Genomic DNA, 16,676 nt, shown 5'->3' with positions numbered 1-16,676 from the left:
TCCAATATCGCCCCCGACGCCCCCCGGCATGCGTCGCCGCATCAACCCTTGTGCACCCGCTCCCACAACATCGCCAGCCCCTGGATCGTCAGATCGGGCTCGATCGCGTCGAAGGCGTCGGTGTGGCGTTCGAACAGGATCGCGAGCCCGCCGGTTGCGATCACCTTGAGCGGGCGACCGACCTCGTGCTTGAGCCGCGCGACGAGCCCTTCGATCATCGCGACATAGCCCCAGTAGATGCCGATATGCATCGCATCGACGGTGTTGCGACCGATCACGCTGGTGCTTTCGGGCGCCGAAATGGCGATGCGGGGAAGCTTTGCCGCCGCGGTGACGAGCGCGTCGAGCGACAGGTTGATCCCCGGCGCGATGATCCCGCCCTTGTAGGCGCCGCGGTAATCGACGATGTCGAACGTGGTCGCGGTGCCGAAGTCGATGATGATGAGGTCGCCCGGATGCCGCGCATGGCCCGCAATCGCGTTGAGCGCGCGATCGGCGCCCACCGTACCGGGCTCGTCGACGTCGAGCGGGAAGCCCCAGTCGGCCGCCCCCTGCCCCGCGACGAGCGCCTCGACGCCGAAATATTTCTCGCTGAGCACCTGAAGATTGTGGAGCGCGCGCGGGACCACGGTGCCGATGATGACGCCGGTGACGTCGCTGCGCGAAAACCCTTCGAGCTGAAGCAACTGGGCGAGCCACACCGCATATTCGTCGGCCGTGCGGCGCGGATCGGTGGCGCTGCGCCAGCGCGCGCGGATCTGGTCGTCGTCGACGAGCGCAAAGACGATATTGGTATTGCCGGCATCGATGGCGAGCAGCATCGGGCCCTCTCCTCCAGGAAGCTCAGATCAGGAAAACATCGCCTGCGTGAATGACATGCGGCGTGCCGTCGGCCAAGCGCAGGATGAGCGCGCCGTCGCCGGTGAGCCCGTCGAACAGCCCGTCATGCGACTGGCCGTCGGCAAGCCGCGCGGTGAGCGCGGTACCGCGCGGGTGCGCCGCGGCAAGCCAGCGATCGCGCACCACCGCCAGCCCCTCGCCGCGCCAGCGCGCGACCCAGCGTTCGAATGCCTCGCCCAGCACCTGGGCGAAACCGTCCGGATCGGGCGCGCTGCCGTGCGCGGCGAGGCTGGTGCTGCGCCGGTCGGGCAAGTCGGGATGATGGGCAAGATTGACGCCGAAGCCGAGGATGACCGCATCGCCGATCCGTTCGAGCAGGATGCCCGACAGCTTGGCACCGTCGATCAGCAGGTCGTTGGGCCATTTGACCTGGGCTGTGACGCCGAAGACGCCGACCGCCTCGTGCAGCGCCACCGCGGCGACGAGCGCGAGCGTGGCGGGCGTGGGATCGCTCGGCCGCAGGCGAACGAGCGTCGAGGCATAGAGATTGCCCGGCGGCGATTGCCAGGCGCGCCCCTGGCGGCCGCGCCCGGCGTCCTGGCGTTCGGCCCGGAGCCACAGCCCCTCGCCCGCGCCGAGGCGGGCGAGGTCGGCCATGTCCGCGTTGGTCGAACCCGTCTGGGCGACGGTTCGCAGCGTGATCGTCAGAACAGCGCCTTTGCGGCAAGCGCGGTCCAGGCACCGAGCGGGAGCAGCAGCGCCCAGCCGAGCGGCGACATCGCCGCGGCCGAAAGCGCGATCAGCCCGCCTTCGACCACCCCGGCGCGACCGGCAAAGGCCGGTGCGGGATCATCGAAGTACATCGTCTTGACGATGCGCAGGTAATAATAGGCGCCGATCGCCGAGGCGACCGCACCGACGACGGCAAAGACCATCAGCCCCGCCTGCACCGCGGCGACGAACACCGCCAGCTTGGCAAAGAAGCCCATCAGCGGCGGGATACCCGCCAGGCTGAGCATGAAGATCGCGAGCGCCGCGGCCAGGCCGGGACGCGTGCGCGACATGCCCGACAGGCTTTCGATCGTTTCGATCTGGCGCCCCTCGGCATCGCGCATCTGAAGCACGACAAGGAACGCGCCGAGCGTCGTCACCACATAGATCACCATGTAGCTGAGCACGCCCGAAATGCCCGCCTCGTTGCCGGCGGCCAGGCCGATCAGCGCGAAGCCGACATTGTTGATCGACGAATAGGCGAGCAGCCGCTTGATGTTCGTCTGGCCGATCGCGCCCACCGCACCGAGGATGATCGAGGCGAGCGAGGCGAAGATCACGATCGGGCGCCAGTCGTGGATCGCCGGGCCCATCGCCTCCATCGCGACGCGCATGACGAGCACGATACCGGCAACCTTCGGCGCCGAGGCGAAGAAGGCGGTGACCGGCGTCGGCGAGCCTTCATAGACATCGGGCGTCCACATGTGGAACGGCACCGCGCTGATCTTGAACGCCAGGCCGGCGAACACGAACACCAGCGCGAAGGTCAGCCCGAGCTGATGCCCGCCCGACTGCGCATAGGCATCGGCGACGCCCGCGAACAGCGTCGTCCCCGAAAAGCCGTAGGCGAGGCTGATGCCGTAGAGCAGGATGCCCGAGGCGAGCGAACCCAGCACGAAATATTTGAGCCCGGCTTCGGCCGAACGCGCGTCGCGGCGCATGAAGCTCGCCAGGATATAGGCCGAGAGGCTCTGCAGCTCGAGCCCGACATAGAGCGTCAGCAGATCGCCCGCCGACACCATCATGCCCATGCCCGCCGCAGACAGCAGCATCAGCACCGGATATTCGGGGCGCAGATCATCGCCCGAGGTGCGCGCGAAGAAGCCGGGCGCGATCAGGATCGAGATCGCCGCCGAGGCGAAGATCACCGCCTTGGCGAAGGCAGCGAACATGTCGGCGCGATAGAGCCCGCCGAATGCCTCGCCGCCCGTCGCCGCCGGCCCGGCGAGCGAGATGCCCGCGCCGACCAGCACCGCGACCGCGGTGATGCTCACCGCACGGGTCGAGCCCTGACCGCCAAAGGCGGCCACGAGCATCAGGACGATCGCGCCGACCGCGAGCACCAGCTCGGGCAGCACCATCAGCAATTGCGTCGAATAGTCCATTAGTGCGCCCCCTCGTGCGCCGAAGCCTCACCCGCGGCGGGGCCATGTTCGCCCGCACCGTCATGCGCCGCCGGTGCCGGATGCCCCGGCGTCGGCTGCGAGTCACCCGCCGGCGCCGCGCGTTCGACGCGGGCCAGCAGCCGCGCGACGTCGCCGCGCATCGGCTTCAGGAAGCTTTCGGGATAGACGCCCATCCACAGCACGACCGCAGCGAGCGGGACGAGCAGCGCGATTTCGCGCGCCGACAGGTCGGGCATCGCCTTGACGTCGGGCTTGGTCAGGTCGCCCCAGACCACGCGACGGAACAGGTACAGCATATAGGCCGCGCCAAGGATGATGCCGGTGGTCGCGAAGAACGCCGTCCAGGTCGACACCTGATAGGCGCCGGCGAGGCCGAGGAACTCGCCCACGAAGTTGCTGGTGCCCGGCAGGCCGATCGAGGCCATGGTGAAGAACAGGAACAGCACGGCGTAGCGCGGCATGTTGACCGCGAGGCCGCCATAACGATCGATCTCACGCGTGTGCAGCCGGTCATAGATGACGCCGACGCACAGGAAGAGCGCGCCCGACACAAGGCCGTGGCCCAGCATCACCATCATCGCGCCTTCGATACCCTGACGGTTGAAGGTGAACAGCCCGATCGTGACGATCGCCATGTGCGCGACCGACGAATAGGCGATCAGCTTCTTCATGTCCGACTGAACGAGCGCGACGAGGCTGGTGTAGACGACCGCGATGCACGACAGCGCGAAAACCCAGGTCATCAGCTGCGCCGACGCTTCCGGGAACATCGGCAGCGAGAAGCGCAGGAAGCCATAGCCGCCGAGCTTGAGCAGCACGCCCGCCAGGATCACCGAGCCCGCCGTCGGCGCCTGAACGTGCGCGTCGGGAAGCCAGGTGTGGAACGGCCACATCGGCATCTTGACCGCGAACGAGGCGAAGAAGGCGAGCCAGAGCAGCGTCTGGACCTGGACCGGGAAGTCGTGCGCCATCAGCGTCGGGATCGACGAGGTGCCGGTGCTGGTCACCATGTAGATCATCGCGATCAGCATCACGAGCGAGCCGACGAGCGTGTACAGGAAGAACTTGTAGCTCGCGTAGATCCGGTTCGCGCCGCCCCAGATGCCGATGATGAGGAACATCGGGATCAGGCCACCTTCGAAGAAGATGTAGAACAGGAACAGGTCCTGCGCGGCGAAGGTGCCGATCATCAGCACCTCGGTCGCGAGGAATGCGGCCATATATTCGGGCACGCGCGTCTTCACCGACTCCCAGCTCGCCCCGATGCAGATCGGCATCAGGAAGACCGAGAGCAGGATCAGCAGCAGCGCGAAACCGTCGATGCCGAGCGCCCAGGAGAAGCCCACCCCGCCCGGCTGCCCGAAGAGCAGCCGGCTCTCGACGAACTGCCACTGCGGCGCGTCGGGGCCCATCTGGAAATTGGCCCAGAGCACGATCCCCAGCGCGAGATCGACGAAGGTGGCGACGAGCGCGATCCAGCGCGCGGCGCGTTCGCCGGCGAACAGCGCCAGCACCGCGGCGACCGCGGGGATGGCGAGCATCAGCGAAAGTATCGGGAAGCCAGTCATTTCCCCATCACCCCGCAATGATCCAGGTGAGCGCGGCGGTGAGCCCGATCAGCATGATGAAGGCATAGGTATAGAGGTATCCCGATTGGAGCCGCACGGCGGCGATGCTGCCCAGCTTGGTCACATAGGCGGCACCGTTGGGGCCGAAACGGTCGATGGTCTTCTCGTCGCCCGCCTTCCACAGGATGCGACCGATCGCCATGGACGGACGCACGAAGAGGAAGTTGTAGAGCTCGTCGAAGTACCACTTGTTGAGCAGGAAGAGGTAGAGCGGACGCAGCGCCGAGGAGACCTTGGCGGGCAGATCGGGCGCCACGATATAGGCGATGATCGCCGAACCGAGGCCGGTGAGCATCGCCACCGTGGCCGACAGCTTCACCCACACCGGCACTTCATGCATCGCGTGCATCAGGTGCTCGTTGAAGGCGATGACGCCCTTCCAATAGGTTTCGCCCGCGGTCGGTTCGATGAACGCGCCGTGGAAGACGAAGCCGGCCGCGACCGCGCCGATCGTGAGCACGAGCAGCGGGATCAGCATGACCAGCGGGCTTTCGTGCGGGTGATAGCCCGCCGTGCCGTCGCCGTGATCGTGCGCGTGGTGATCGTCATGGCCATGCGCAGCGTGCGCGTGGGCATGATCGTCATGGCCGTGACCGTGCGCGTCGTGCACCGCATGCTGGATATGCTCCGAGCCCGCCCAGCGCGGCTTGCCGTAGAAGGTGAGGAACACCAGGCGCCACGAATAGAAGCTGGTGAGCAGCGCGACGAACACGCCGACCCAGAAGGCGCCGGTGGCACCCGCGGCATAGCTCGCCTCGATGATCGCGTCCTTCGAGTGGAAGCCGGCAAAGCCGAACGCCACCGGATTGCCGAACAGCGCGGGAACGCCGACGCCGGTGATCGCGAGCGTACCCGCCATCATCGTCCAGAAGGTGACCGGGATCTTGTTCCGCAGCCCGCCGTAGAAGCGCATGTCCTGTTCGTGGTGCATCGCATGGATCACCGAGCCGGCACCCAGGAACAGCAGCGCCTTGAAGAAGGCGTGCGTGAACAGGTGGAACATCGCCGCGCCATAGGCGCCGACGCCGGCCGCGAAGAACATGTAGCCGAGCTGCGAACAGGTCGAATAGGCGATCACGCGCTTGATATCGGTCTGCACCAGGCCGACGGTCGCGGCGAAGAAGCAGGTCGCGGCGCCGATCACCGTGATGACGGTGAGCGCGGTGTGGCTCATCTCGAACATCGGCGACAGGCGGCACACCATGAACACGCCCGCGGTCACCATCGTCGCGGCGTGGATCAGCGCCGACACGGGGGTCGGGCCTTCCATCGCGTCGGGAAGCCAGGTGTGCAGGCCGAGCTGCGCCGACTTGCCCATCGCGCCGACGAACAGCAGCAGGCAGAGCACGGTCATCGTGTCGGCGCGGAACCACAGGAAGCCTATCGTCGACCCCGCCATGTTCGGCGCGGCCGCCAGGATCGCCGGGATCGAGACGGTGCCGAACACCAGGAAGGTGCCGAAGATGCCGAGCATGAAGCCGAAGTCGCCGACGCGGTTGACGACGAACGCCTTGATCGCGGCGGCATTGGCGCTGGGCTTGCGGAACCAGAAGCCGATCAGCAGGTACGAGGCGAGACCGACGCCTTCCCAGCCGAAGAACATCTGCACCAGATTGTCGGCCGTCACGAGCATCAGCATCGCGAAGGTGAACAGCGACAGATAGGCGAAGAAGCGCGGCTGGTCGGGCTCGTCGCTCATATAGCCCCAGCTATAGAGGTGAACGAGCGCCGAGACGCTGGTGACGACGACGAGCATCACCGCAGTGAGCGCGTCGACGCGCAATGCCCATTGTGCCTGGAACGGACCCGAATTGAGCCAGTCGAGCACGGGCACGACGACCGGCTGCGCGGTGCCGTTGAGATAGGGCAGGAAGATCGACCAGGAAAACGCGCAGGCGACGAACAGCGAGGCCGTGGTGACGACCTTCGGGAACGTCTTGCCGAACGCCTTGTTCGAAAGGCCGGCGACGATCGCCGCGACGAGCGGCAGGAAAACGATGAGGTGTAGCGGCGCCATCAGCCCTTCATCCGATTAACGTCTTCAACCGAGATCGTGCCACGACCGCGGAAGTAGATGACGAGAATGGCCAGGCCGATCGCAGCCTCGCCGGCAGCGACGGTCAGCACGAACATCGCGAACACCTGCCCCACCAGGTCACCCAGGAAGGACGAGAACGCGACGAGGTTCAGGTTCACGCTGAGCAGGATGAGCTCGATCGCCATCAGGATGACGATCAGGTTCTTCCGGTTCATGAAGATGCCGAGCACCCCCAGCGTGAACAGGATGGCCGAGACGACCAGATAATGTTCGAGTCCGATCACAGCTCGACCCCCTTGCCCACGGGCTGGTTGACGAGGCGCGTCGCATCCGCCGCACGCCGGCGAACCTGGCGGCCGACATTCTGCGGCCGCACGTCGCTGCGGTGACGATAGGTGAGCACGATCGCGCCGATCATGGCGACGAGCAGCACCAGCCCCGCGCCCTCGAAGAGATAGAGGTAGCGCGTGTAGAGCAGGTTGCCGATCGCCTCGATATTGGGAACGCCCGGATCGACCGGCGCAGCGCGCCGGCCGAGCGACAGGCCGCCCGCGCGCCATGCGCTGACCGCGAAGATGATCTCCGCAGCGAGCGCGACCGCGAGCAGCACGCCGACCGCGGCATAGCGCATCACGCCGGCCCGCAGCTGGGCGAAGTCGATATCGAGCATCATCACCACGAACAGGAAGAGCACCGCGACCGCGCCGACATAGACGATGACGAGAAGCATCGCGATGAACTCGGCGCCCGCGAGCAGCATCAGCCCTGCCGCGTTGAAGAAGGCGAGGATGAGCCACAGCACGCTGTGGACCGGATTGCGCGCCAGGATGGTGAACGTGCCCGAAAGCACCACCACCGCGGCGAACAGATAAAAGGCTAGGAGCTGTATCACGCAGCCTCGACGGATTTGATGTGGATCATGACGGCCCCAAGAGTCGTGGCGGCGATTACCGGTACGGCGCGTCCGCGGCAAGGTTCGCCGCGATCGCCCGTTCCCAGCGGTCCCCGTTCTCGAGCAGCTTCTCCTTCTGGTAGATCAGCTCCTCGCGCGTTTCGGTGGAAAACTCGAAATTCGGTCCCTCGACGATGGCATCGACGGGGCACGCTTCCTGGCACAGCCCGCAATAGATGCACTTGGTCATGTCGATGTCGTAGCGCGTCGTCCGGCGGCTGCCGTCCTCACGCGGTTCGGCCTCGATCGTGATCGCCAGCGCCGGGCAGACGGCCTCGCACAGCTTGCACGCGATGCAGCGTTCCTCGCCATTCGGATAGCGGCGCAGCGCGTGCTCCCCACGGAACCGCGGCGAAAGCGGGTTCTTTTCGTAGGGATAGTTGATGGTCGCCTTCGGCTTGAAGAAGTACTTCAAGGTCAGCGCGTGCGCCTTGACGAACTCCCACAGCGTATAGGAGCGGATGATCTGTGCGACGCTCATGCGGGCACTCCGATACGGGTGAACATGAGGAACCCGGAAACGAGGAAGACGAAGAACAGCGACAGCGGGAGGAAAATCTTCCAGCCCAGCCGCATCAGCTGGTCATAGCGATAGCGCGGGACGGTTGCCTTCACCCAGCTGAAGCAGAAGAAGAAGAACGCCATCTTCGCGAGCAGCCAGATGATGCCCGGCACATAATAGAACGCCGGAATATCCAGTGGCGGCAGATACCCACCCCAGAACAGCGTCGCGTTGAGCGCGCACATCAGGATGACGTTGGCATATTCGCCAAGCCAGTAGAGCGCGAACGCCATCGACGAATATTCGGTCTGGTAGCCCGCGACGAGCTCCGACTCCGCCTCGGTCAGGTCGAACGGCGCGCGCTGCGTCTCGGCGAGCGACGAGATGAAGAACACGATCGCCATCGGGAACAGCAGCGGGTTGGCGAAATTGCCGTTGAGGAGGCCGTAATAGCCCTTCTGTGCCTCGACGATGCCGCCCATGTTGAACGTGCCCGCCCACATCACGACCGAGATGAGCACGAAGCCGATCGAGACTTCATAGCTGACCATCTGCGCCGCGGCGCGGATCGCCGAGTAGAACGGGTATTTCGAGTTGGACGACCAGCCGGCGAGGATGATGCCGTAGACGCCGAGCGACGACGCCGCGAGCACATAGAGCAGGCCGACATTGATGTTGGCGAGCGCGACACCGACCTGGAACGGCACCACCGCCCACACGATCAGCGCGACCGTGAAGGTGATGATCGGCGCGAGCAGGAACAGCCCCTTGTTCGCCCCCGACGGGATGATCGTTTCCTGAAGGAAAACCTTCAGACCGTCGGCGAACGACTGGAGCAGGCCCAGCGGGCCGACGACGTTCGGGCCACGGCGCAGCGCCATCGCCGCCCAGATCTTGCGATCGGCATAGATGATCATGGCGACCGCCAGCATCAGCGGCAGCGCGATGACCAGGATGTCGATCAGCGTGGCGACGAACCAGGCCCAGCCGAACGGCAGACCGAGATAGGTGAACCACGAGGTCATTCTGCGGCCTCCGCAAAGGCTTCGCCATGGAGCAGTTCGGCCGAGCAGCGCTGCATCGTCGGCGACGCCCGGCAGATGGCGTTGGTGAGATAGAAGTCGGCGATCGGATAGGCGATCGGCCCGCTGGCCGTCGCGGCGAGCGACGGCGGCGCCCAGTCGAAGCGCACCAGCCCTTCCTCGGCCAGCGCGGGAACCGCGACGGCCATCGCCGCGCGCAGTTCGTCGAAGCTGTCGAACGGCAGCGTGTGGCCAAGCTTGTCCGAAAGGGCACGCAGGATCGACCAGTCCTCACGGGCATCGCCCGGCGGGAACACGCCGCGATCGGCGCGCTGGACGCGGCCCTCGACGTTCACATAGGTGCCGGGCTTTTCGGTATAGGCCGCACCCGGCAGGATCACGTCGGCGTGGTGTGCACCCTTGTCACCGTGATGACCGATGAACACCTTGAAGCTGCCCGCGAACTTGCCGAAATCGACCTCGTCGGCGCCGAGGAAGAAGGCGAGCTTGGGCGCCGCCGCGACGATGTCGGCGATGCCGCCCTTCTGCGCGAAACCGAGCATCAGCCCGCCCATCCGCGCCGCGGCGGTGTGGATGACGCCGAAGCCGTTCCACGACATGCCGTCGTCGAGCGTGCGCACGAGCTTCATCGGCTCGACGAGCGCAAGCGCCGCGCCGAAGCCGTTGGCGAGCGCGCCGGGGCCGACGATGACGACCGGCTTCTTCGCCGCATCAAATGCCTGAACGACGCTTTCCGGCAGGCGGCCGAGCGTGGCGAGATCGTTGCCGAGCCATTCGACCTTGTAGGTCAGATCGACCTCCGGCCCGAGCGCGAACACCTTGGCGCCGCGCTTGATCGCCTTGCGGATGCGCGTGTTGATGAGCGGCGCCTCCCAGCGGAGGTTGGTGCCCACGAGCAGGATCGCATCGGCCTGTTCGACGCCCGCGATCGTCGGGTTGAACGCCACCGCGCCGAGGTTGGACACGTCATAGTCCATCCCGGTCTGCCGCCCCTCGAGCAGCGTCGAGCCGAGCGCGTTGACGAGCGACTTGGCCGCGAACATCGTCTCGCAGTCGAGCAGGTCGCCGGCGATCGCCGCAACGCTCGATCCCGCCGCGCGCGCCACGGTGGCGATCGCTTCGAACGCCTCTTCCCAGCTGGCTTCGACGAGCTTGCCGTCGCGACGGATGAACGGACGATCGAGGCGACGGCGGACGAGGCCGTCGACATGGTAGCGCGTCTTGTCGTGCGCCCATTCCTCGTTCACGTCCTCGTTGATCCGCGGCAGGACGCGCATCACCTGGCGCCCGCGCGTATCGACGCGGATGTTGGTGCCGACGGCATCCATCACGTCGATCGACAGGTTCCGCTTGAGCTCCCAGGGGCGGTATTCGAACGCGACCGGACGGTGCGTCAGCGCGCCCACCGGGCACAGATCGACGGCGTTACCCGACAGCTCGCTCTTGAACGCGTGCTCGAGATAGGTCGTGATCTGCATGTTCTCGCCGCGATAGATCGCGCCGATCTGCTCGACCCCGGCGACTTCCTCGCCGAAGCGGACGCAGCGGGTGCACTGGATGCAGCGGGTCATCACCGTCTTGATGATGGGGCCCATATATTTTTCGGTGACCGCGCGCTTGTTCTCGCCGAAGCGGCTGTTGCCGCGGCCATAGGCAACCGACTGGTCCTGCAGGTCGCACTCGCCGCCCTGATCGCAGATCGGGCAGTCGAGCGGGTGGTTGATGAGCAGGAACTCCATCACGCCTTCGCGCGCGGCCTTGACCATCGCGCTGTCGGTGCGGACCTCCTGCCCCTCGGCAGCCGGAAGCGCGCACGAAGCCTGGGGCTTGGGCGGTCCGGGCTTCACCTCGACCAGGCACATGCGGCAGTTGCCGGCGATGCTCAGCCGTTCATGATAGCAGAAACGCGGAATCTCCTTGCCCGCGGCCTCGCAGGCCTGCAGCACGGTGGCGCCCTGCGGCACCTCGACTTCGATTCCGTCAACCTTGAGCTTGGGCATTACTCTGCCGCCTCTTGCATGGTTTCGATGCCGCCCGACTTGCGCGCGTTGATGCGGCGCTCGATCTCGGGGCGGAAATGGCGGATCAGGCCCTGGATCGGCCAGGCGGCGGCGTCACCGAGTGCACAGATCGTGTGGCCCTCGACCTGCTTCGTCACCTGCTGGAGCATGTCGATCTCGCTGATGTCGGCGTCGCCGGTGCGCAGCCGCTCCATCACGCGCCACATCCAGCCGGTGCCTTCGCGGCACGGCGTGCACTGGCCGCAGCTCTCATGCTTGTAGAAGTAGCTGATGCGGCTGATCGCGCGGACGATGTCGGTCGACTTGTCCATGACGATGACCGCGGCCGTGCCCAGACCCGAACCGACGGCCTTGAGCCCGTCAAAGTCCATCGGCGCGTCCATGATCTGCGCCGCCGGAACCAGCGGCACCGACGAGCCGCCCGGGATCACCGCGAGCAGATTGTCCCAGCCGCCGCGAATGCCGCCGCAATGCTTCTCGATCAGCTCGCGGAAGGGGATGCCCATCGCCTCTTCGACGACGCACGGGCGGTTCACATGGCCCGAGATCTGGAAGAGCTTGGTGCCCTTGTTGTTGTCGCGTCCGAACGACGAGAACCATTCGGGACCGCGCCGCAGGATGGTGGGGACGACCGCGATCGACTCGACGTTGTTGACCGTGGTCGGGCAGCCGTAAAGGCCCGCGCCCGCCGGGAACGGCGGCTTGAGCCGCGGCTGGCCCTTCTTGCCCTCGAGGCTTTCGAGCATCGCCGTTTCTTCGCCGCACACATAGGCGCCGGCGCCGCGATGGACGAACACGTCGAAATCATAGCCCGAGCCCGCGGCGTTCTTGCCGAGCAGCCCGGCGTCGTACGCCTCGGCGACGGCTGCGAACAGCGTCTGCGCCTCGCGGATATATTCGCCGCGAATGTAGATATAGGCCGCCCGCGCACGCATCGCGAAGCCCGCGATCAGCGCGCCCTCGATCAGCTTGTGCGGATCGTGACGGACGATCTCGCGGTCCTTGCACGAACCCGGTTCGGATTCGTCGGCATTGATCACCAGGAAATTGGGACGGTTGGGCGTCGGCTCCTTCGGCATGAAGCTCCACTTCATGCCCGTCGGGAAGCCCGCGCCCCCGCGGCCGCGCAGCCCCGAGGCCTTGATCCGATCGATGATCGTGTCCTGCCCCAGCGCCAGCAGCGCCTTGGTATTGTCCCAGTCGCCGCGCTGGATGGCGGACGACAGGTTCCACGGCTGAAAGCCGTAGACATTGGTGAAGATGCGGTCCTTGTCTTCGAGCACCCTAGCGCCCCTTCCCCACCATCTTCTGCAAAAGCAGATACACAATGACGATCAGGCCGACGAGAATGCCGAGCCCGATCAGCTTGAAAGCGAGCTTGAACACCCAGCCGAGCACCACGAACCCGCCGATCACGGCAAGGATCGTGACGATCAGCTTCTGAGTGTTGTCGCTCATGCCCAATCCCCGCGATAGTCGTGGTTTTCGTCGACCATCGCCTTGAGCGTCGTCGGCCCGCCCTCGGGCTCGCTCGTGTGCCGCCCGTTCTGCGGTCCGGCCTTCGGGGTCTCGCCCCGCGCCAGCGCGTCGAGCACGGCGAGCGTCTTGTCATAGTCCAGATCTTCGAAATTATCGTCGTTGATCTGGACCATCGGTGCATTGGCGCAATTGCCCATGCACTCGACCTCGGTGAGCGTGAACAGGCCGTCGGGGGTGGTATGCCCCTTCTTCATCCCGCGCGCGGCACAGGCCGCCAGCACGTCGTCGCTGCCGCGCAGCATGCACGGCGTCGTGCCGCACACCTGGACGTGATAGCGGCCGACAGGCGCCAGATTGAACATCGTGTAGAAGGTCGCGACCTCGTACACGCGGATATAGGGCAGTTCGAGCTCACGCGCGATGAACTCGATCACCGGAACGGGAAGCCAGCCCTGCGTGTTCGTCTCTGCCCCGACCTGGCGCTGGGCAAGGTCGAGGAACGGAATCGTGCACGACTGCTGCCGGCCGGCCGGATAGCGCGCCATGATCTCGCGCGCCTTCTCGGCATTTTCCGCCGTCCAGGCGAAATTGCCCCAGCGCGCGCGGACTTCGGCTTCGTCGGGAATATTGGGTGCGTCAGCCATGGATGCGGATCCCAGCGCGGTCCGCCCGCGCGCCGTTGCGCACGGGGGCCGCAAGATGAAGGTTCACGGGCAGCGTCGCGGCAATCACCGGTCGCACTCCCCGAACACGATGTCCATCGCGCCGAGCACGGCGGTGACGTCGGCGAGCATGTGCCCCTTGGACATGAAGTCCATCGCCTGAAGGTGGCTGAAGGCCGTCGGCCGCACCTTGCACCGGTACGGCTTGTTGGTGCCGTCGGCGACCAGGTAGACGCCGAATTCGCCCTTGGGGCTTTCGGTGCCGACATACACTTCGCCCGCCGGGACGTGATAGCCCTCGGTGAAATGCTTGAAGTGATGGATCAGCGCTTCCATCGACCGCTTCATCTGGCCGCGGGTCGGTGCCACGACCTTGTGGTCCTGACTCTTTACCGGGCCTTCGGGCATCTGCTGGAGGCACTGCTTCATGATCCGCGCCGACTGGCGGACTTCCTCGACGCGCACCATGAACCGGTCATAGCAGTCGCCGCGCGTGCCGACGGGCACGTCGAAATCGACCTTGTCATACGCGTCATAGGGCTGCGACTTGCGAAGATCCCAGGGGATGCCTGCGGCGCGAATCATCGGACCCGAAAAGCCCCAGCGGATCGCGTCATCGCGGCTGACCGTCGCGATGTCGACGTTGCGCTGCTTGAAGATGCGGTTTTCGGCGACGAGGCTGATCGCGTCCTCGAACAGCCGCGGCAGGCGCGTGTCCAGCCAGTCCGCAATGTCGGTAAGCAGCTTGAGCGGCACGTCCTGCCGCACGCCGCCGACGCGGAAATAGTTGGAGTGCATGCGCGCGCCCGAAGCGCGTTCGAAGAAGTTGAGGCAGTCCTCGCGGATCTCGAACAGCCACAGGTTCGGCGTCATCGCGCCGACGTCCATGATGTGCGAGCCCAGGTTCAGCATGTGGTTGCTGATGCGGGTCAGCTCGGCGAAGAAGGTCCGCAGATACTGGCCGCGCAGCGGCACCTCGAGGTCGAGCAGCTTCTCGACCGCCAGCACGAAGCTGTGCTCCATGCACAGCGGCGAGCAATAGTCGAAGCGATCGAAATAAGGCAGCGCCTGGGTATAGGTCTTGTACTCGATCAGCTTTTCGGTGCCGCGATGGAGCAGGCCGATATGCGGATCGACGCGCTCGATGATCTCGCCGTCGAGTTCGAGGACGAGGCGAAGCACGCCGTGCGCCGCCGGATGCTGCGGGCCGAAGTTGATCGTGTAGTTGGCGATGGCGACATCACCGGTCGCGGGATCCTTCACCGCGTCGTGCGCCATCATCTGTTCGACAGTGTCGCTCACTGGTTCTGCCCCTCACCCTTGGTGGGGACCACGCCCGGATCGGCCGGCTTTTCCTGCGGCTGGTTGCCCGGATGCGGCTGGCCGGCGCCGGTGTCGGCGGTGCCTTCCACGGTTTTGGTGTTCTTTGCCTGCGGCGCGACATCGGCATCGGCCTTGTCGCCGGCCTTCTGGACCTCGGCCGCGCTGACCGGGGTCGGCGCGCCCTTTTCCTGCGGCACGGCGGGCGGGCTGCCGGCGGGCGGCGTCACGGGCTTGGCCTGCGGCGTCTCGGCCGGGCCGGCACCGGGTGCCGCCTTTTCGTCGCCGGGGAGGACGTACTTCGCACCTTCCCACGGGCTCATGAAATCGAAGCTGCGGAAATCCTGCGGCAGGTCGACAGGCTCGTAGACCACGCGCTTGGCCTCTTCCGAATAGCGCATCTCGACATAGCCCGTCATCGGGAAGTCCTTGCGCAGCGGATGGCCCTGGAAACCATAGTCGGTGAGGATACGGCGCAGATCGGTGTTGCCGTCGAACAGCACGCCGTACATGTCGTAGGTTTCGCGCTCGAGCCAGCCTGCGACCGGCCAGATCCCAGTCACCGACGGCACCGGCTTTTCCTCGTCGGTGGTCACCCGGACGCGGATGCGGTGGTTCCGCGTCAGCGACAGCAGGTGATAGCAGACGTCGAAGCGCTCGGGGCGCTGCGGATAGTCGACGCCCGCGATCTCGACCAGCATCTGATATTCGAGCCCCGGCGTGTCGCGCAGCGCGATCATCGCGTCGACCAGCCGCTCGCGGACGACGGTGAGCGAAACTTCGCCCACGGCGTCCTTCGACTCGACGAGCATGTCGCCCAGCGCAGCCGCAGCCGCTTCGATCACGCCGTCATTGGCGGCATATTTGGGTGCAGGTGCCTTCACCGTTCCAGGGTCCCGATCCGGCGGATCTTCCGCTGAAGCTGCATCACGCCATAGAGCAGCGCCTCGGCCGTCGGCGGGCAACCGGGGACATAGATGTCCACGGGCACGATCCGGTCACAGCCGCGCACCACGCTGTAGCTATAGTGGTAATAGCCGCCGCCATTGGCGCACGAGCCCATCGAGATGACGTATTTCGGCTCCGACATCTGGTCATAGACCCGACGAAGCGCAGGCGCCATCTTGTTGCAAAGCGTGCCGGCGACGATCATCACGTCCGACTGACGCGGGCTGGCGCGCGGCGCAGCACCGAAGCGTTCGAGGTCGTAACGCGGCATGTTGACGTGGATCATTTCCACGGCACAGCAAGCCAGACCAAAGGTCATCCACCACAGCGAGCCCGTGCGGGCCCACTGGAACAGTTCCTCGGTCGAGGTGACAAGGAAGCCCTTGTCACCCAGTTCGGCATTGATGTCGTCGAAGAACGCCTGATTGGGCTGCGTCCCCGGAGGCGGCGCGGTGAGTTCTACTCCCATTCCAGCGCTCCCTTCTTCCATGCGTAGACGAGACCGAGCGCAAGCTCGGCGATAAAGATCATCATCGAGACCCACGCGGTCCACGCCTGGGCGGCAGTGCTCATTTTGAACACCGACACCGCCCACGGGTACAGGAACGCGGCTTCGAGGTCGAAGACGATGAAGAGGATGGCGACGAGGTAGAAACGCACGTCGAACTGGCTGCGCGAATCCTCGAATGCCGGGAAGCCACACTCATATTCGGTGAGCTTTTCGGGCGTGGGCTTGTTCGTGCCGGTCCCTCGCGAAACGAGGATCGGCAGGAAGACAAAGGCGCTTGAGAGCACCAGTGCGACCCCGAGGAAAAGCAGGATCGGCAGATATTGAGATAGATCGACCAAGGCGCCTTCTCGCGAATGCGGAATCTGAGGGGGCTTCTAGGACCGTGACGGTTGTGCGGCAAGGCCCGGAAAGCCCTGAGAATCACTCTCAATAAAACCGGGAAATCGCCGCCTTCCGCTAGGGTCGCCAGAGCCTGCACGACAAACGCCCGGCACCGGCCTTCGGGGCCGGGCCGTGCGCTTGCCATAGTTCACTATAGCATCGGAAGCTGCCGGG

17 protein-coding genes are annotated in these 16,676 nt (G+C 65.6%); all 17 read right to left on the bottom strand.

Features of this window, described 5'->3' with window-relative positions:
• Positions 1 to 41 precede the first annotated feature (41 nt).
• The 17 genes from ACT3CF_RS09355 to ndhC all read right to left on the bottom strand — a co-directional run bounded on the left by ACT3CF_RS09355 (position 42) and on the right by ndhC (position 16,459).
• Positions 42 to 821, bottom strand: coding sequence for a type III pantothenate kinase (locus ACT3CF_RS09355; RefSeq protein WP_478422142.1), 780 nt, complete (start codon positions 819 to 821; stop codon positions 42 to 44).
• A 22-nt stretch (positions 822 to 843) separates the two neighbouring features.
• On the bottom strand, positions 844 to 1,536 hold the full coding sequence (locus tag ACT3CF_RS09350) for a biotin--[acetyl-CoA-carboxylase] ligase (protein ID WP_478422797.1): 693 nt from the start codon (positions 1,534 to 1,536) through the stop codon (positions 844 to 846).
• A gap of 8 nt (positions 1,537 to 1,544) precedes the next feature.
• Positions 1,545 to 2,996, bottom strand: a complete 1,452-nt coding sequence (gene nuoN, locus ACT3CF_RS09345; RefSeq protein WP_478422140.1) for an NADH-quinone oxidoreductase subunit NuoN — start codon at positions 2,994 to 2,996, stop codon at positions 1,545 to 1,547.
• Entirely contained in the window at positions 2,996 to 4,585 is a 1,590-nt protein-coding gene (locus tag ACT3CF_RS09340) for an NADH-quinone oxidoreductase subunit M (RefSeq protein WP_478422139.1), read from the bottom strand. Before ACT3CF_RS09340 ends, nuoN begins: the two co-directional genes overlap by 1 nt.
• A gap of 7 nt (positions 4,586 to 4,592) precedes the next feature.
• Complete coding sequence (nuoL, locus tag ACT3CF_RS09335) at positions 4,593 to 6,662, bottom strand: NADH-quinone oxidoreductase subunit L (protein WP_478422137.1); 2,070 nt, start codon at positions 6,660 to 6,662, stop codon at positions 4,593 to 4,595.
• A complete protein-coding gene (nuoK, locus tag ACT3CF_RS09330; protein ID WP_478422135.1) occupies positions 6,662 to 6,967 on the bottom strand; it encodes an NADH-quinone oxidoreductase subunit NuoK in 306 nt (101 codons plus the stop codon). Before nuoK ends, nuoL begins: the two co-directional genes overlap by 1 nt.
• Positions 6,964 to 7,575: an NADH-quinone oxidoreductase subunit J gene (locus ACT3CF_RS09325; protein WP_478422133.1), complete on the bottom strand. Its 612-nt coding sequence runs from the start codon at positions 7,573 to 7,575 to the stop codon at positions 6,964 to 6,966. The genes nuoK and ACT3CF_RS09325 overlap by 4 nt, the downstream gene beginning before the upstream one ends.
• 55 nt (positions 7,576 to 7,630) lie before the next feature.
• Positions 7,631 to 8,116, bottom strand: coding sequence for an NADH-quinone oxidoreductase subunit NuoI (nuoI, locus tag ACT3CF_RS09320; RefSeq protein ID WP_478422131.1), 486 nt, complete (start codon positions 8,114 to 8,116; stop codon positions 7,631 to 7,633).
• Positions 8,113 to 9,162, bottom strand: a complete 1,050-nt coding sequence (gene nuoH, locus ACT3CF_RS09315; protein ID WP_478422130.1) for an NADH-quinone oxidoreductase subunit NuoH — start codon at positions 9,160 to 9,162, stop codon at positions 8,113 to 8,115. The genes nuoI and nuoH overlap by 4 nt, the downstream gene beginning before the upstream one ends.
• Positions 9,159 to 11,180, bottom strand: a complete 2,022-nt coding sequence (gene nuoG / locus ACT3CF_RS09310) for an NADH-quinone oxidoreductase subunit NuoG (RefSeq protein ID WP_478422128.1) — start codon at positions 11,178 to 11,180, stop codon at positions 9,159 to 9,161. Before nuoG ends, nuoH begins: the two co-directional genes overlap by 4 nt.
• Positions 11,180 to 12,484, bottom strand: a complete 1,305-nt coding sequence (nuoF, locus tag ACT3CF_RS09305; protein ID WP_478422126.1) for an NADH-quinone oxidoreductase subunit NuoF — start codon at positions 12,482 to 12,484, stop codon at positions 11,180 to 11,182. The genes nuoG and nuoF overlap by 1 nt, the downstream gene beginning before the upstream one ends.
• 1 nt (position 12,485) lies before the next feature.
• Positions 12,486 to 12,659, bottom strand: a complete 174-nt coding sequence (locus tag ACT3CF_RS09300; RefSeq protein ID WP_478422124.1) for a hypothetical protein — start codon at positions 12,657 to 12,659, stop codon at positions 12,486 to 12,488.
• The gene (locus tag ACT3CF_RS09295) at positions 12,656 to 13,324 is read right to left on the bottom strand and encodes a complex I 24 kDa subunit family protein (protein WP_478422122.1); all 669 of its coding nucleotides are present in this window, start codon (positions 13,322 to 13,324) and stop codon (positions 12,656 to 12,658) included. The genes ACT3CF_RS09300 and ACT3CF_RS09295 overlap by 4 nt, the downstream gene beginning before the upstream one ends.
• An 84-nt stretch (positions 13,325 to 13,408) precedes the next feature.
• Positions 13,409 to 14,623 carry an NADH-quinone oxidoreductase subunit D gene (locus ACT3CF_RS09290; protein WP_478422795.1) on the bottom strand — a complete coding sequence of 405 codons (1,215 nt, stop codon included), beginning with the start codon at positions 14,621 to 14,623 and terminating at the stop codon, positions 13,409 to 13,411.
• A 17-nt stretch (positions 14,624 to 14,640) separates the two neighbouring features.
• On the bottom strand, positions 14,641 to 15,546 hold the full coding sequence (locus ACT3CF_RS09285; RefSeq protein ID WP_478422121.1) for an NADH-quinone oxidoreductase subunit C: 906 nt from the start codon (positions 15,544 to 15,546) through the stop codon (positions 14,641 to 14,643).
• The gene (locus tag ACT3CF_RS09280) at positions 15,543 to 16,079 is read right to left on the bottom strand and encodes a NuoB/complex I 20 kDa subunit family protein (protein ID WP_478422119.1); all 537 of its coding nucleotides are present in this window, start codon (positions 16,077 to 16,079) and stop codon (positions 15,543 to 15,545) included. Before ACT3CF_RS09280 ends, ACT3CF_RS09285 begins: the two co-directional genes overlap by 4 nt.
• Entirely contained in the window at positions 16,070 to 16,459 is a 390-nt protein-coding gene (gene ndhC / locus ACT3CF_RS09275; RefSeq protein WP_478422117.1) for an NADH-quinone oxidoreductase subunit A, read from the bottom strand. Before ndhC ends, ACT3CF_RS09280 begins: the two co-directional genes overlap by 10 nt.
• Positions 16,460 to 16,676 lie beyond the last annotated feature (217 nt).

It is taken from the genome of Sphingomonas chlorellae, assembly GCF_056485145.1.
Note: the sequence above shows the minus strand (reverse complement) of the source record. Positions and strands in the feature narration are given on the sequence as shown.

Coding starts and splice junctions, on each gene's coding strand:
- nuoI (WP_478422131.1), bottom strand. CDS start 8,116: ATGAGCGTCGCACAGATCATCCGCTCCTATACGCTGTGGGAGTTCGTC.
- ACT3CF_RS09290 (WP_478422795.1), bottom strand. CDS start 14,623: ATGATGGCGCACGACGCGGTGAAGGATCCCGCGACCGGTGATGTCGCC.
- ACT3CF_RS09280 (WP_478422119.1), bottom strand. CDS start 16,079: ATGGGAGTAGAACTCACCGCGCCGCCTCCGGGGACGCAGCCCAATCAG.
- nuoH (WP_478422130.1), bottom strand. CDS start 9,162: ATGACCTCGTGGTTCACCTATCTCGGTCTGCCGTTCGGCTGGGCCTGG.
- ACT3CF_RS09355 (WP_478422142.1), bottom strand. CDS start 821: ATGCTGCTCGCCATCGATGCCGGCAATACCAATATCGTCTTTGCGCTC.
- nuoG (WP_478422128.1), bottom strand. CDS start 11,180: ATGCCCAAGCTCAAGGTTGACGGAATCGAAGTCGAGGTGCCGCAGGGC.
- ACT3CF_RS09295 (WP_478422122.1), bottom strand. CDS start 13,324: ATGGCTGACGCACCCAATATTCCCGACGAAGCCGAAGTCCGCGCGCGC.
- nuoL (WP_478422137.1), bottom strand. CDS start 6,662: ATGGCGCCGCTACACCTCATCGTTTTCCTGCCGCTCGTCGCGGCGATC.
- ACT3CF_RS09300 (WP_478422124.1), bottom strand. CDS start 12,659: ATGAGCGACAACACTCAGAAGCTGATCGTCACGATCCTTGCCGTGATC.
- ACT3CF_RS09340 (WP_478422139.1), bottom strand. CDS start 4,585: ATGACTGGCTTCCCGATACTTTCGCTGATGCTCGCCATCCCCGCGGTC.
- nuoN (WP_478422140.1), bottom strand. CDS start 2,996: ATGGACTATTCGACGCAATTGCTGATGGTGCTGCCCGAGCTGGTGCTC.